Source organism: Erwinia sp. 9145, from assembly GCF_000745075.1.
Lineage (GTDB): Bacteria > Pseudomonadota > Gammaproteobacteria > Enterobacterales > Enterobacteriaceae > Erwinia > Erwinia oleae.
Map to the genome: position 1 here is coordinate 2,247,762 of NZ_JQNE01000001.1, position 13,355 is coordinate 2,261,116.

General features: G+C 53.6%; 17 protein-coding genes and 1 tRNA gene. 11 read left to right on the plus strand and 7 right to left on the minus strand.

Annotated features, from left to right (window positions below; translation table 11 throughout):
• Nucleotides 1-276: 276 nt before the first annotated feature.
• From FA91_RS10890 to FA91_RS10905, 4 genes are all read right to left on the minus strand, one after another.
• On the minus strand, nucleotides 277-573 hold the full coding sequence (locus FA91_RS10890; protein WP_034915641.1) for a hypothetical protein: 297 nt from the start codon (nucleotides 571-573) through the stop codon (nucleotides 277-279).
• Nucleotides 570-938 (minus strand): hypothetical protein, encoded by a 369-nt coding sequence (locus FA91_RS10895; RefSeq protein WP_034915643.1) that lies wholly within the window; start codon nucleotides 936-938, stop codon nucleotides 570-572. Before FA91_RS10895 ends, FA91_RS10890 begins: the two co-directional genes overlap by 4 nt.
• On the minus strand, nucleotides 935-1,402 hold the full coding sequence (locus tag FA91_RS10900; RefSeq protein ID WP_034915645.1) for a glycoside hydrolase family protein: 468 nt from the start codon (nucleotides 1,400-1,402) through the stop codon (nucleotides 935-937). Before FA91_RS10900 ends, FA91_RS10895 begins: the two co-directional genes overlap by 4 nt.
• 129 nt (nucleotides 1,403-1,531) lie before the next feature.
• The gene (locus tag FA91_RS10905) at nucleotides 1,532-1,915 is read right to left on the minus strand and encodes an antiterminator Q family protein (RefSeq protein WP_034915648.1); all 384 of its coding nucleotides are present in this window, start codon (nucleotides 1,913-1,915) and stop codon (nucleotides 1,532-1,534) included.
• A gap of 301 nt (nucleotides 1,916-2,216) precedes the next feature.
• Between FA91_RS10905 and FA91_RS10910 the strand changes: the two genes are divergently transcribed.
• The 3 genes from FA91_RS10910 to FA91_RS10915 all read left to right on the plus strand — a co-directional run bounded on the left by FA91_RS10910 (nucleotide 2,217) and on the right by FA91_RS10915 (nucleotide 4,001).
• On the plus strand, nucleotides 2,217-2,819 hold the full coding sequence (locus FA91_RS10910; protein WP_034915650.1) for a LexA family transcriptional regulator: 603 nt from the start codon (nucleotides 2,217-2,219) through the stop codon (nucleotides 2,817-2,819).
• 382 nt (nucleotides 2,820-3,201) lie between these two features.
• Nucleotides 3,202-3,375, plus strand: coding sequence for a hypothetical protein (locus FA91_RS21025; protein WP_156103074.1), 174 nt, complete (start codon nucleotides 3,202-3,204; stop codon nucleotides 3,373-3,375).
• Nucleotides 3,376-3,743: 368 nt separating this feature from the next.
• Nucleotides 3,744-4,001 carry a biofilm development regulator YmgB/AriR family protein gene (locus FA91_RS10915; RefSeq protein WP_231566764.1) on the plus strand — a complete coding sequence of 86 codons (258 nt, stop codon included), beginning with the start codon at nucleotides 3,744-3,746 and terminating at the stop codon, nucleotides 3,999-4,001.
• Nucleotides 4,002-4,044: 43 nt separating this feature from the next.
• Here FA91_RS10915 and FA91_RS10920 read toward each other — a convergent pair whose 3' ends face one another.
• Nucleotides 4,045-5,010 (minus strand): chemotaxis protein, encoded by a 966-nt coding sequence (locus FA91_RS10920; protein WP_034915654.1) that lies wholly within the window; start codon nucleotides 5,008-5,010, stop codon nucleotides 4,045-4,047.
• A 200-nt stretch (nucleotides 5,011-5,210) separates the two neighbouring features.
• Complete coding sequence (locus FA91_RS10925) at nucleotides 5,211-5,411, minus strand: hypothetical protein (protein WP_034915657.1); 201 nt, start codon at nucleotides 5,409-5,411, stop codon at nucleotides 5,211-5,213.
• A 143-nt stretch (nucleotides 5,412-5,554) separates the two neighbouring features.
• Between FA91_RS10925 and FA91_RS10930 the strand changes: the two genes are divergently transcribed.
• Nucleotides 5,555-5,630 (plus strand) — tRNA-Lys (locus tag FA91_RS10930).
• A 48-nt stretch (nucleotides 5,631-5,678) separates the two neighbouring features.
• Here the strand turns inward: FA91_RS10930 and fliE are convergent.
• A complete protein-coding gene (gene fliE / locus FA91_RS10935; protein ID WP_034915658.1) occupies nucleotides 5,679-5,990 on the minus strand; it encodes a flagellar hook-basal body complex protein FliE in 312 nt (103 codons plus the stop codon).
• A gap of 227 nt (nucleotides 5,991-6,217) precedes the next feature.
• Here fliE and fliF point away from each other — a divergent pair, with 227 nt between their 5' ends.
• From fliF to fliL, 7 genes are all read left to right on the plus strand, one after another.
• Nucleotides 6,218-7,957 (plus strand): flagellar basal-body MS-ring/collar protein FliF, encoded by a 1,740-nt coding sequence (gene fliF, locus FA91_RS10940; protein ID WP_034915661.1) that lies wholly within the window; start codon nucleotides 6,218-6,220, stop codon nucleotides 7,955-7,957.
• Nucleotides 7,954-8,946, plus strand: a complete 993-nt coding sequence (gene fliG, locus FA91_RS10945; RefSeq protein WP_034915662.1) for a flagellar motor switch protein FliG — start codon at nucleotides 7,954-7,956, stop codon at nucleotides 8,944-8,946. The genes fliF and fliG overlap by 4 nt, the downstream gene beginning before the upstream one ends.
• Entirely contained in the window at nucleotides 8,939-9,631 is a 693-nt protein-coding gene (fliH, locus tag FA91_RS10950; RefSeq protein ID WP_034915664.1) for a flagellar assembly protein FliH, read from the plus strand. Before fliG ends, fliH begins: the two co-directional genes overlap by 8 nt.
• Nucleotides 9,631-10,992: a flagellar protein export ATPase FliI gene (fliI, locus tag FA91_RS10955; protein WP_034915666.1), complete on the plus strand. Its 1,362-nt coding sequence runs from the start codon at nucleotides 9,631-9,633 to the stop codon at nucleotides 10,990-10,992. The genes fliH and fliI overlap by 1 nt, the downstream gene beginning before the upstream one ends.
• Nucleotides 10,993-11,007: 15 nt before the next feature.
• Nucleotides 11,008-11,454 (plus strand): flagellar export protein FliJ, encoded by a 447-nt coding sequence (gene fliJ / locus FA91_RS10960; RefSeq protein WP_034915671.1) that lies wholly within the window; start codon nucleotides 11,008-11,010, stop codon nucleotides 11,452-11,454.
• On the plus strand, nucleotides 11,451-12,722 hold the full coding sequence (locus FA91_RS10965; protein WP_034915673.1) for a flagellar hook-length control protein FliK: 1,272 nt from the start codon (nucleotides 11,451-11,453) through the stop codon (nucleotides 12,720-12,722). Before fliJ ends, FA91_RS10965 begins: the two co-directional genes overlap by 4 nt.
• Before the next feature lie 151 nt (nucleotides 12,723-12,873).
• Nucleotides 12,874-13,353 (plus strand): flagellar basal body-associated protein FliL, encoded by a 480-nt coding sequence (gene fliL / locus FA91_RS10970; protein WP_034915676.1) that lies wholly within the window; start codon nucleotides 12,874-12,876, stop codon nucleotides 13,351-13,353.
• Nucleotides 13,354-13,355 lie beyond the last annotated feature (2 nt).

The following is a 13,355-nucleotide window of genomic DNA, read 5'->3' on the forward strand; positions in this document are numbered from 1 at the left end:
GACCAGTCACCTTTACTTAATAATTAAGGGAATAAAACATCTAAAAGAGGGAAACATCTTAAATGAATGGCATCCGTTATTTATTAACCTGTCTTTTTCCACAGACAGTTGGTGCGTATTATTTATTTACGCTGACTTTCTGCACAGATTTTATCCCACATATCATTGTGAGCATTAATTTCTCTGATGGTTCTTATATCTAACAACTGCCAGTCGTTACCGTAAGTTTTAATGGGTGAGAAAAAAGTACAGGATGAGTCCGTTGATATCTGCGGACTACTTGTCACTGTTCCAGGATGATTCACGCAGCTTGTTACGAGCAGCATCATCACTGAGAGCGTTATTATTTGCCTGAACATTTTTGGCCTCCTCACTGTTTTCCGCCTGTTTTTTTGCTACGGCGGAAATGCGTGATAGTTCATTTTTCGTTTCACTGACTTCCGCGCGGGCTTTTTCTTCAACCCGCCCGGTTTTCTTTCCGCCAAACCAACTGGCGGCCAGCGCCATAATCACCACGCCGATGCCCGCCAGCAGATGCCAGCTTCCTGAAAAAAGAGAGAGAAGTAAGCTCATGCTTTCTGCCCCTCATTGCTGGTGTTCTGATCCGCTTCGACAGTGTGTTGCGCCAGCAGCTTTTTCTGCCGGACAAACTGCGCTATCACCGCCATGGCCACCATGAAGGAGGCAATAAAGCCAAGGTAATGCTGGGGAAGCACCGTTTTCACATCCTCCGGCAGGCCGGTCCATGCGGTGATGGCTGAAGAGGGAAAGGATTGCGCCCAGGCGCCCATGGCCGAACCGATTGACGCCAGCCACACCGACCACGTTCTGGAAAGAAGATGCGCATGCGCAACCATTTCTATTTTGCCGCGACGGAATGCCACCCACGTAATACAAACCGCCACGATAATAACAGCGACAAACAGGATGAATTTCATATAACCCCCTGATAACATTGATAAGAACCTGTACGCATTACTTGTGCATGGCGCCTCGCTCTCGCCGGTGTTTGCTTTGCCCAACGGCTGTTCAGCATCGCATCAGCCGCCCCGTCAAAATTTCCTTCAGATACCATTACCAGCATATTTTTAAATGCGCACAGTCCTGATACGCCCAACTGGTAAGCCATGCTATAAAGCACATCCGCACGCGCCTCGTTACACTTATTCAGCGCGGCCCGCAACGACGGCTGGCTGTTTATTTCAGCTATTTTTTGATCAATTATTTTTTGCATCCAGACATCTCCCACGTTTCGGGGGATGTTAAAAACATAATTTTCCAATGGTGCATTTTTAGGACCAATAACGATACCGCATCCAATTGTCGGATAGCCTTCAGTATCAATATAAGCGCGCTCTTTATAGCCTTCTTCATAGGCGAGAATTGAAATTATTTTGCTCATAGCCTGCTCCCAAAATGTATTACCGCGAGGCTCACTGGCCGTCCCGATAAATATTGATGGACACTGAATTGTCAGACGTTAAGAAAATAAGGCACAAAAAGGAATAAAACCTGAGGCAATCAAAGAATATCAATCTGATAATTCACACCGCTTTTCAAATTCCAGCCTGCTGTCCATAGCGCAAAGCATGCCTTCAATAAATCCTTCGGCCGTTTGTAGTTGTTTTCGCAATGTACCGTCTGCGCAGTGCAATCGCCGCGCAAGCGCGCGTAAAGAGACACGATAGTGGTAATGCGCGACCAACAGGCGATGTTCATCAGGATGATATTTCTTCAGCCTGCTGATGCAGGCATCAAGGATCATGCCGTCATGGTCACTGCAAATCGGACGCGTGGCCGGTGGAGAGGTGATCAGGCCGCGAAAGCCTGCGGCAATATGTGAATAACTTACGCCGCTGTAGTCGGTCGCCGCCCAGCCTCCCCACGCTTCCAGTAACAATTTTATATCCCGCATTGGAACCCCCTTAACGAGTGCACAATGTAATATTGAGATAAGATCTTGCGCTGATGACAACGCATTAAGCGTAAGTGCGGCGACACCGCATTCGGTAAAACGACAGGCATTGGAATGCGCTGTAGGGTTTCCAACGATTAGGCTGGACGGCCATGTTGTCAAAGAGCGGCGTGATAGTTCCCGAAAGCAACTTCTTAATCCCTTTCGCTATCACTTGAGATAATTAATAGCATAGAGTATTGAATGATGCAATAGCAAAGCGTGTTTGACGAAAAATACGCGTCGCTATAAATTCTGTCATATGAAACCTAATACTCTTGCCTCGCGGCTGAACATAGCCATGTCTACGATGGGATTTACGCAGGGAGCTTTAGCTAAAGCTTCTGGCGTGTCTCAACCTACAATCTGGCGTTTGACGAAAGGAGAAGCGGAGGGATCGCGTAAGCTTGTCGATATTGCTCGTGCACTTGAAGTCAATGTTGAATGGCTGGCAAACGGTGAAGGAGAAATGCGCGGTCCGGCGGGATTAAACAACGTTGATAAAGTAAAAAATGGTACAACTGTCGCGGTATGGGGCCCCGAGGGCAAAACCAGCGAAATGGTGTCTACGCCCAATGGGGTGAAATCCAAAAAAACCTGGCGCGCCTACATTCTTGAGAGAAACAGCGGTTGTAACGAAGCCACCGCCGGCACCATCGTTATTGTTGACACAGACGTACCAGCTGAATCTGGAGATCTGGTCATCGCTCAGGTGCATTCCCGCATATCAGTTTATCGCTATCTTGAAGGCCCAACTAACGGTTTTTTAACCGTTGACGATCCGCGTCTGCCCGCCGTTGAACTCTCAAATGACTCAGCGTTAATAGGCGTCGCAATTTTTCTAATCCGTGATTTAAGGCGGTAAGAACTCATATCCTGCCCTTGCAGAATTGTTTCCTTGTAGCAGCCTGGGGAAACTCTGTATAGCACAGATATCATCACTTTACCCTCGCTAAAACCGCCCTCTGAAACAGATTAGCCTCAGAGGGACTTTGGCGCATTGTCTTAAATGAATAGATTAGTAAAGCTTTTCACCAAATCGCCACAAAAACGCGTAAAAAAAAGCTTGAAAAAACAATAAATACTTTTAAATCAAAAGGTTGAACCAATAGCGAAAATTAATCACCTAATAACCATTGATATTAATAATAACAATAGCTATTGTTTTATTAACAGAAAGCTTGCTGTTATTCAAGCAGCCCTGAAGTGTCAGTCTGTTTATCTGCTCACCCTGTGGAGATGCACTTATGACTACCATTATCTGGTTAACCGCTCGTGAAAATGGCACCTGTAAAAGTCGTTATAAAAAGCGCAGGCAGCAAAACGTGCAGATAAAACGGCAGGAAAAACTTCTGATAAAAAAAATTGCCTGTGTGCTATCGGGATGCAATGAACGCGTTTTAAAAACATCAGGAAAATGAGCATCGTTAAGCGCCTCTGATTAGTACTGTTTATACATACAGTATTTTCTTTATTCGCAACGATCAACTCTTTTCAGCAGCCTGAAAAGCAGGTTGCTGTACAACAAGGAAATTTAGCGCTAATTAACGTGCCGCTGGTTGAGTAGATTTTACGGTCAAGGCCTGCCAGAAGCCGCTTCGGTGGGGAATGGAGAGATAAAAAGGCGCGCAGATAAGTGACGAGTGAAGTGTACAATTATGAAAAACACCCTGCGCGTAATTGTACAAACCTAAGAATGTTGTATAAGTTTATCTCCAGACACCGCTTGCACCTTACAGTAATCGCCGGGCCAGAATTATTGAGTCGGGCGCATCAACGCCTGGAGAAAATGATGCTACAACAACACTGTTCAACGGATTCATTAATACCTGATGATTTTCAGTTCGCGCGTGAGTTGCACCGCAGTGAATCCGACGTTATTACCGCGATTATTCACGAGCTTTCCGCCACTGAGGGATTCGTTTCCCATAAAGCAATCATTTTTAAGCTGTTAGAAAAGCTTGAGACGGAGAAGGACGTGGTTCAGCTTGATATTTACCGACATGCGTTGGAGTTTGTCATACAGCGCACGCCGGGCGAACTGTAAGGCGTTAAAAAAGCCACTGATGTGGCTTTTTTATGGCCCGGTATCAGGCCACCGCTTCTTCCAGCACCTTGTGAATAATGGCGGAAAGCTGGTTAATTTCGAATTTCGCCACGTAGCCATTGGCGCCTACTTTACGTACATGGTCTTCGTTTGCGCTGCCCGACAGCGAAGAGTGGATAACCACCGGAATACTTTTAAGATTTTGATCGGTCTTAATATTGCGCGTCAGGGTAAAACCATCCATTTCCGGCATCTCAAGATCCGTTAGCACCAGCCCGATTTTGTCCCGTATCGACACGCCCTCTTCGGCCGCCTGGCGCGCCATCACCTTGATCTGCTCCCAGGCCTCCAGCCCGGTAGTATGCATCATGGCCGGAATGCCCATCGCTTTCAGTCCCTGCTCAAGCATCGAGCGGGCTACTTTTGAATCTTCAGCAACAATCGCCACGGCGCCCGGTTTAATCTGGAAGTTTTTCAGGCTGATATCACCCTCTTTCACCTCGCGTACCGACGGAATAACGTCATGCAGGATCTGTTCAACATCCAGCACCAGCGCCATAGCATTCTCCTGCTGGGTGCCTTCCAGCAGCGCGATGCTGGTGATATTACGGCTGCCCACCCCGGATTCTGCGGTATGCACCTGGCTCCAGTTAAGGCGGACGATATCCTCCACCGACTCGACAGCAAAGGCCTGCGTGCTGCGTGCATATTCAGTGACCAGCAACAGATTAAGGCCGGTGGTCGGCGTACAGCCAGCGACGGCAGGCAGATCGATAACCGGGATCAGCTGGCCGCGAATATTAGCCATCCCCAGCAGCGGCGACTGCATCCCGGCCGCTTTAGTTATGGTCGGCATCGGCACGATTTCACGCAGCTTGAATACGTTTATCCCGTACAGTTCAGACTTTTCATCCGCCGCATCGGCGCCCAGTCTGAACAGCAACAGTTCAAACTTATTGGATAATGCAAGGTTCGCTCGCTCATCAATTTCTTTCTGAAAATTATCCACGTGAAATCCCCTACGTTGTTATTGTCGTTGGTCAACGGTATTAGCGAGCCGCCGGAGTTGTGTCGCGTTGTTCGTTTTCACGTATCAAGCATTAGCGCAGCTAAATTGACTCAGAGAAGTTATCGGCAGGAGGGAGAAAAAGTACAGAAGGTTTTTTAATTATCGGGCCGCATTTCGCGAACCCGATAATAATGCGAGGATCAGGACTGTTTAAAAGGATCTTTTTTATGATGTTCGCTGTCATCACGCGTGCGGGGAACCTCGCCGTGCTCCTGCGGGCTGTCTTTTGCCGGGTAATCATCTTCTTCATAAGCATTACCAACATCAGGCGCGTTCTCCGGCAACCCTTTATGTACATCGCCTTCATGCTTGCGGTGGGTATTTTGTTTTTTATCTGACATAGTGCTCTCCTAAAGCTCCAGAAGATCTGAGTGTAGTCGAGCACCTGTAAAGCGTGGAAGTTTCAGGGCAGTCTGTGCGGTTAACACTATTTGATATAACGCAATATTTTTATACAATGCAGTGGTAATATTGCCTGCGCATCGGGTCGTTAGCTCAGCTGGTAGAGCAGTTGACTCTTAATCAATTGGTCGCAGGTTCGAACCCTGCACGACCCACCATGCACATCGCGGAAGCAGCGCTGCTTTTCGGCAGCGCCATTCAGGCTTCTAAACCTGCATATTCATGATATCGGTATAGGCGCTGACCAGTTTATTACGTACCTGAATCCCCATCTGCATTGAAACGGACGATTTCTGTAAGTCGATCATGACATCGTTCAGATTCACACCGGCTTTGCCCATCTCAAAATCCTGCGCCTGCGTGCGTGCCGCATTCTGCGTGTCGCTGATTTTATTCAGCGCCGCTTTCAGTTCGCCCGCAAAGTCGGCGTGATTCGCCGCATCAGAACGCCCGCCAGCCGCCTGCACTGCCGTGGCCTGAAGCTGCTGCATTACACTCTCAATACCCTGAATTGCCATCATTTTCTCCGGTAAGATTCCAGTAGCGGATTTTGCTGTCATTAAACTTATCACAATGTCAATGAGACAAAGGCTCTAAATGAACGCATAAAACGTGGCTTATCCAGCCATCGAAATTTTGATTTCAGAAAATAATGGCAGCCATCAGAAGTGGAAATATCAAGCCAGCGCTTCAGGGAGTCAGTCTTGTTATCACATAACACGAAACGGTCAGGCAGGAACGAGTCATGAATGCAACTGTCACGCAGGATCAACCAGAGAAGAAAGGTCTGAACGACCTTTTCGCTCGACTACGCGCAAATCCTCGCCTACCGATCCTTTTGGCAGCGGCGGCGGTGATCGCCATCGTGGTCGCCATGGTGCTGTGGGCTAAGCAGCCAGAATATCGTGTCCTTTATAACAATCTCAGCGATGAGGATGGCGGCGCCATCATCACTCAACTGACCCAGATGAACATCCCTTATCAGTTTGACGATAAAGGTGGTGCGCTGATGGTTCCGGCTGAGAAAGTTCACGAGCTGCGTCTTCGCCTGGCCGAACAGGGTCTGCCGAAAGGCGGTGCGGTTGGCTTTGAGCTGCTGGATAAAGAAAAATTCGGCATCAGCCAGTTCAGCGAGCAGGTCAACTACCAGCGCGCACTGGAAGGCGAACTGGCCCGCACCATCGAAACGCTGGGTCCGGTTAAAAACGTTCGCGTTCATCTGGCAATGCCGAAGCCATCGCTGTTTGTGCGTGAGCAGAAAGCGCCTTCTGCTTCCGTTACCTTAATGCTGCAACCTGGTCGCGCGCTGGATCAGGGACAGATCAATGCCATTACCCATATGGTTTCCAGTAGCGTGGCTGGCCTGCCGCCGGGCAACGTGACCGTGGTCGATCAGGCCGGTCATTTGCTTACCCAGTCTGACAATGCCGGTCGCGACCTTAACGACGCGCAGTTGAAATATGCCAGCGACGTTGAAAACCGCTATCAGCAGCGTATTGAAGCCATTCTGAACCCGATTCTCGGTAACGGTAACGTGCATGCCCAGGTCACGGCGCAGATTGACTTCAACGCCCGTGAACAAACGGACGAGCAGTTCAAACCTAACAGCGATCCGGCGAATCAGGCGATCCGTTCTCGTCAGATGAGCGACAGCGAGCAGCTCGGCGGCCAGTATCCTGGCGGCGTACCGGGCGCGCTGTCGAACCAGCCGGCGCCGGCGAACCAGGCACCCATTACCACGCCTGCTAACGGTGCGAACGCAGCAAACGGCCAGAACGGCCAGAACAATGCCAACGCGGCAGCCAACGGCACAGCGAATCAGGCGGGCTCAACCAGTACAGCCGCCAGCGCAATGCCATCGAATACACGTCGCGATAACACCACTAACTTCGAAGTGGATCGCACCATCCTCCACACCAAAATGAACGTGGGTGAAGTGCAGCGTCTTTCCGTTGCCGTGGTAGTGAACTACAAGGCTGACGCTGCCGGTAAGCCGATTGCGCTGACTGACGCACAGATCAAACAGATTGAAAACCTGACGCGTGAAGCGATGGGCTATTCCGACAAGCGCGGCGACAGCCTGAATGTGGTGAACTCACCGTTTACCGAAAGCGCGCAGGACACCGGCGGCGACCTGCCGTTCTGGCAGCAGCAGTCCTTCATCGACCAGATGATGGAAGCAGGACGCTGGTTGCTGGTGCTGATTGTGGCCTGGATACTCTATCGCAAGCTGGTTCGTCCGCAGCTGCGTCGCAAGGCAGAGCAGGAAAAAGCGGTTGCCGAAGCGAGAGCGCTGGCCAGTCAGCAGCGTGATGATGATGATGCCGTCTCCGTCAGCCTGTCGAAAGATGAGGCCGATCAGGAACGTAAATCTCAGCACCGCTTAAGTGCTGAGGCAATGAGCCAGCGAATTCGTGAAATGTCAGAAAACGATCCGCGCGTTGTGGCTCTGGTCATTCGCCAGTGGATGAAGGAAGAACTATGAGTCTCACCGGAACTGAAAAAAGCGCCATCCTGATGATGACGATTGGCGAAGACCGTGCCGCCGAAGTGTTTAAGCACCTGGATTCACGCGAGGTACAGCACCTCAGCACCGCCATTTCCAATATGCGCCAGGTTTCGCACAAGCAACTGACCGATGTGCTGCGTGAATTTGAAACGGACGCCGAGCAGTTTGCCGCGCTCAGCCTCAATTCAAACGAATACCTGCGTTCGGTGCTGATTAAAGCGATGGGCGAAGAACGTGCCTCCAGCCTGCTGGAAGACATTCTTGAAACCCGTGAAACCACCTCCGGCATGGAAACGCTCAACTTTATGGAACCGCAGGCTGCGGCCGACCTGATCCGCGACGAGCATCCGCAGATTATCGCCACCATTCTGGTGCACCTGAAACGTGCGCAGGCTGCCGATATTGTTGCGCAGTTTGACGAACGCCTGCGTCATGACGTCATGCTGCGTATCGCCACCTTTGGCGGCGTACAGCCTGCGGCGCTGGCAGAGCTGACCGAAGTGCTGAACGGACTGCTGCACGGTCAGAACCTCAAGCGTGCGAAGATGGGCGGCGTGAGAACCGCAGCAGAAATTATCAACCTGATGAAGTCGCAGCAGGAAGAGGCGGTCATCGGTGCGGTTCGCGAGTTCGACGGCGAACTGGCGCAGAAAATTATCGACGAAATGTTCCTGTTCGAAAACCTGGTGGACGTGGACGACCGCAGCATCCAGCGCCTGCTCCAGGAAGTGGAGTCCGAATCGCTGCTGGTGGCGCTGAAAGGTTCCGAGCAGCCGCTGCGCGAGAAGTTCCTGCGCAATATGTCCCAGCGTGCAGCCGATATTCTGCGCGACGATCTCTCCAACCGTGGCCCGATGCGTATGTCTGCGGTCGAAAACGAGCAGAAAGCCATTCTGCTTATCGTTCGCCGTCTGGCGGAGAGCGGCGAGATGGTGATTGGCGGCGGCGAGGAACAGTATGTCTGATAAGTCCACTCTGGCCTGGCAGCGCTGGCAGCCCAACGACCTGGCTCAGCTTAATAAGCCGTCCGTTATCGAGCGGATGGAGCCGGTCGTCGATGAGGAAGAACCGTTTGATCAGCAACAGTTCGCGCTGGAGCAGTTGCAAAGCCAGGTGCGCACCGAGGCCCAGGGTCTTGGCTACGCCGAAGGTCATCAGCAAGGCTTCAGCGAAGGGCAGAAAGCGGGCTATGACGCCGGTTTCCAGCAGGGTCTGGCGGAAGCACAGCAGCAGCAGGCGCCGCTTCAGGCGCGCATGCAGCAGTTGGTTTCCGAGTTTCATCACACGCTGGAGGCGCTGGACAGCGTCATCGCCGCACGCCTGATGCAGCTGGCGCTGGAAGCCGCGCGGCAGGTCATCGGCCAGGCGCCGCACGTCGACGGCACCGCCCTGCTTCGCCAGATTCAGGGGATGATCCAGCAGGAACCGATGTTCAGCGGCAAACCGACCCTGCGCGTGCATCCGGATGATTTACAGCGCGTTGAACAGACGCTGGGCGCCACGCTCAGCCTGCATGGCTGGCGCCTGATGGCGGACAGCACCATCCATCCCGGCGGCTGTAAGGTCAGCGCCGAAGATGGCGATCTGGATGCCAGCATTGCCACGCGCTGGCATGAACTTTGCCGTCTGGCCGCGCCCGGAGAACTCTGATGAGCACTCGCCTTTCGCGCTGGCTTGGCGCGCTTGATTCGTTCGAAAACCGCCTGACCCAGGTGCCGGATGTGCGCCGCTACGGCCGCCTGACCCGCGCCACCGGTCTGGTGCTTGAGGCAACCGGCCTACAGCTTCCGCTGGGCGCCACCTGCGTGATTGAGCGCCTGGACGGTCAAAACGTGTCCGAAGTGGAAAGCGAAGTGGTCGGCTTTAACGGACAGCGGCTGTTCCTGATGCCGCTGGAAGAAGTGGAAGGCATTTTACCCGGCGCGCGCGTTTATGCACGCGTTGCGGGCGACAGCCAGCACAGTGGTAAACAGTTAATGCTCGGCCCGGAATTGTTGGGCCGCGTACTGGATGGCAGCGGGCGTCCGCTGGACGGCCTGCCCGCGCCGGAAACCGGCTACCGCGCGCCGCTGATCACCCCGCCCTTTAACCCACTGCAACGCACGCCGATTACCGACGTACTGGACACCGGCGTTCGCGCGATCAACGCGCTGCTGACCGTCGGACGCGGCCAGCGCATGGGCCTGTTCGCCGGCTCCGGCGTGGGCAAAAGCGTGCTGCTCGGCATGATGGCGCGTTATACCAAAGCGGACGTGATTGTGGTCGGGCTGATCGGCGAACGCGGGCGTGAAGTAAAAGACTTTATCGAGAACATTCTGGGTGCGGAAGGACGCGCGCGCGCGGTGGTGATTGCGGCGCCGGCGGATGTGTCGCCGCTGTTGCGCATGCAGGGCGCGGCGTACGCCACCCGCATCGCCGAAGATTTCCGCGACCGTGGCCAGCACGTGCTGCTGATTATGGACTCCCTGACCCGCTATGCTATGGCGCAGCGTGAGATCGCCCTGGCTATCGGCGAACCGCCCGCAACCAAAGGCTATCCGCCTTCAGTATTCGCCAAGCTGCCCGCGCTGGTTGAGCGCGCCGGTAACGGCATCGACGGCGGCGGTTCGATTACCGCCTTCTATACCGTCCTGACGGAAGGCGACGATCAGCAGGACCCGATTGCCGATTCGGCGCGCGCCATTCTTGACGGCCACATTGTGCTGTCGCGCCGCCTGGCGGAATCAGGCCACTATCCGGCCATTGATATTGAAGCCTCAATCAGCCGCGTAATGGCGCATCTGATTGATGAGACACACTACGCGCGCGTTCGCCAGTTTAAGCAGTTGCTCTCCAGCTACCAGCGTAACCGCGATCTGGTCAGCGTGGGCGCCTATGCGGCGGGCAGCGACCCGATGCTGGATAAAGCGATCAAACTCTATCCTGAGCTGGAAACCTTCCTGCAACAGGGCATGTTCGAACGCAGCACCTTTGACGACGCCTGCCTGCATCTACAGGCCATTTTTGGTTAACGTTCGGGAGAGGTTATGGCTAAACAAGCATCGCCCATCGATACCCTGTGCGATCTGGCGCAGAAAGACCTCGAAAAGGCCGCCATCCAGCTTGGCGACGTACGGCGCGCTCAGAAACAGGCCGATGAGCAGTTATTAATGCTGCTCAACTATCAGGATGAGTATCGTAAATCTCTGAACAATACGATGGCGGAAGGGATTGCCAGCACCCGCTGGTACAACTATCACCAGTTTATCGAAACGCTGGAAAAAGCGATTGAACAGCACCGCCAGCAGCTTGCGCACTGGAACAGTCGGGTAGAAAACGCGTTGAACTTCTGGCGCGACAAACAGCAGCGGCTGCACGCCTATGAAACCCTTCAGGCACGTGCGCAGGCTAACGCACTCTTACAAGAAAACCGTCTCGATCAGAAACGGATGGATGAATTTGCCCAGCGGGCATCATTGAGGAAAGGCGAATGATTACGTTGCCAGGTGTGACTTCCGGAACTAAACCCAGCGCGAACCACGGCAAAGCTGACGCCGCCCAGGCCGATGCCGCTGCTGATATCGCTGGCGCAGGCGACAGCGTCGACGGCGCGCAGGGCAAAGCGTCTCAGGGTTTTGTCGCCCTGCTCGGTAATAAACTGCTGTCGCTGGCGAAACAGAGTGATTCTGCCGGTCAGGCAACTGACGCGGCCCAAACCGCCGACACCGGCCAGGCCTCAAAAGAGAAACTGAACGCGTTGCTGATGTCGCTTGATAAGCCGGAAACGCTGAACGCGCTGCTTACCCGGCAGCCGGGCGGTAAAGACGCGGTGAAAACCGTCAGTGATGAGAAAGAAGATGAGCAGCATCCGGCTGTCTCACTCAGCGACAGCGATATGCAAACCCTTCAGGCGCTTTTCGCCATGCTGCCGCCAACGGCGACCCAGCCGACCGGCAGCGCGCTGAAAAGCGGCGAGGCGGTAACGGAGTCCGTACAGGATAAAGTGGGCAAACAGAGCACGATCGGCGCGATGCTGACCGGCGATACGCCAGCCTCTGCCGACAAAACGGGTAAAAGCCTGACCGCCAGCCTTAATCAGAGCGCGGCACATGCACCGGATGCGCCTGTGGATGTTGCCTCACAAACCAACACGTTTCAGCAGGTAATGAGCCAGGTCGGTAAAGAAGCCGATAAAGACAATTCCGTTGCCGCGCCTGCTGCTGCGACCAGCAATACGCTGCTCGGCGCAACGTCGGCCGCCGTTACGCCTGCCGCCGTCTCACCGTTTGCCGCCACGGCAGCCACGCCGCAGCTTACCTCACAGTTGGGAAGTGAGGAGTGGCAACAGGCGCTGGGACAGCAGATCCTTATGTTCAGCCGCAACGGCCAGCAGAGCGCCGAGCTGCATTTGCATCCACAGGATCTTGGCAGCATCCAGATCAGCCTGAAACTGGATAACGATCAGGCGCAGCTCAGCATGGTTTCCAGTCACAGTCATGTGCGTGCCGCGCTTGAAGCCGCGCTTCCGCAGCTGCGCACCGCCCTGGCGGAAAACGGCATCAGTCTGGGCCAAAGCAACGTCAGCAGTGACGCGTTTCAACAGGGACAAAGCTTTAACGGACAGCAGCAACAGCCGCGTAACAGCGGCGGCAATACCTTCAGCCTCACCGCTGACGGCGACGCCGATGTGACGCCGCTGGCGGTGCCTGCCTCGCTCCAGGCGCGCGCTTCCGGCAACAGCGCCGTCGATATTTTTGCCTGATAAAGACAAACGCCTAAGCTAGCGGCAAAATCCGCGTCTTTTCTGCCTATTGTTTGGCGCAAGACGCGGGATAATCTGCCCATAAAGCCGGAGGAAATAAGAACGACGTTGTTCAAAACCTCCTACATCATCACAGGAAGTCATAGCTCATATGTCTGATAAAAAAGCCAAAAGCGGAAAACGCAAGCTCCTGCTGCCGATAATACTGGTGGTGACTCTGGTCGCTTGTAGCGTGGCGGGCTATATAGTCTGGCGCATGAAGAGCACTTCCGCCGATGCCGCTCAGGCCCACAAGCCGGAGCCGCCTCCCGCGCCGGTGTTTTTTGCGATGGATACTTTTACGGTTAACCTGATCAATCCTGATAACGATCCCGATCGCGTGCTGTACGTGGGCTTTACGCTCCGTCTGCCCGATGAAGAGACGCGTCGTCGCATGAACGATTTTCTGCCGGAAGTGCGCAGCCGTTTACTGCTGCTGCTTTCACGTCAGAATGCCGCTTCGTTGGCCAACGAACAGGGCAAACAGGCGCTGGTGTCAGAAATTAAAGCTGTACTGGCACCGCCGCTGGTACCCGGTCAGCCTCAGCAGGTAGTGAGCGACGTGCTCTTTACTGCGTTTATCCTGAGGTAATA

What these genes read in the sequence shown, in the direction of transcription:
- FA91_RS10895 (WP_034915643.1), bottom strand. Translation starts at nt 938, where the DNA reads ATGAAATTCATCCTGTTTGTCGCTGTTATTATCGTGGCGGTTTGTATT.
- fliG (WP_034915662.1), top strand. Translation starts at nt 7,954, where the DNA reads ATGAGTCTCACCGGAACTGAAAAAAGCGCCATCCTGATGATGACGATT.
- FA91_RS10905 (WP_034915648.1), bottom strand. Translation starts at nt 1,915, where the DNA reads ATGCGGGATATAAAATTGTTACTGGAAGCGTGGGGAGGCTGGGCGGCG.
- fliH (WP_034915664.1), top strand. Translation starts at nt 8,939, where the DNA reads ATGTCTGATAAGTCCACTCTGGCCTGGCAGCGCTGGCAGCCCAACGAC.
- FA91_RS10910 (WP_034915650.1), top strand. Translation starts at nt 2,217, where the DNA reads ATGAAACCTAATACTCTTGCCTCGCGGCTGAACATAGCCATGTCTACG.
- FA91_RS10915 (WP_231566764.1), top strand. Translation starts at nt 3,744, where the DNA reads ATGATGCTACAACAACACTGTTCAACGGATTCATTAATACCTGATGAT.
- FA91_RS10925 (WP_034915657.1), bottom strand. Translation starts at nt 5,411, where the DNA reads ATGTCAGATAAAAAACAAAATACCCACCGCAAGCATGAAGGCGATGTA.
- FA91_RS10890 (WP_034915641.1), bottom strand. Translation starts at nt 573, where the DNA reads ATGAGCTTACTTCTCTCTCTTTTTTCAGGAAGCTGGCATCTGCTGGCG.
- fliJ (WP_034915671.1), top strand. Translation starts at nt 11,008, where the DNA reads ATGGCTAAACAAGCATCGCCCATCGATACCCTGTGCGATCTGGCGCAG.
- fliF (WP_034915661.1), top strand. Translation starts at nt 6,218, where the DNA reads ATGAATGCAACTGTCACGCAGGATCAACCAGAGAAGAAAGGTCTGAAC.
- fliL (WP_034915676.1), top strand. Translation starts at nt 12,874, where the DNA reads ATGTCTGATAAAAAAGCCAAAAGCGGAAAACGCAAGCTCCTGCTGCCG.
- FA91_RS10965 (WP_034915673.1), top strand. Translation starts at nt 11,451, where the DNA reads ATGATTACGTTGCCAGGTGTGACTTCCGGAACTAAACCCAGCGCGAAC.
- fliI (WP_034915666.1), top strand. Translation starts at nt 9,631, where the DNA reads ATGAGCACTCGCCTTTCGCGCTGGCTTGGCGCGCTTGATTCGTTCGAA.
- FA91_RS10900 (WP_034915645.1), bottom strand. Translation starts at nt 1,402, where the DNA reads ATGAGCAAAATAATTTCAATTCTCGCCTATGAAGAAGGCTATAAAGAG.
- fliE (WP_034915658.1), bottom strand. Translation starts at nt 5,990, where the DNA reads ATGGCAATTCAGGGTATTGAGAGTGTAATGCAGCAGCTTCAGGCCACG.
- FA91_RS21025 (WP_156103074.1), top strand. Translation starts at nt 3,202, where the DNA reads ATGACTACCATTATCTGGTTAACCGCTCGTGAAAATGGCACCTGTAAA.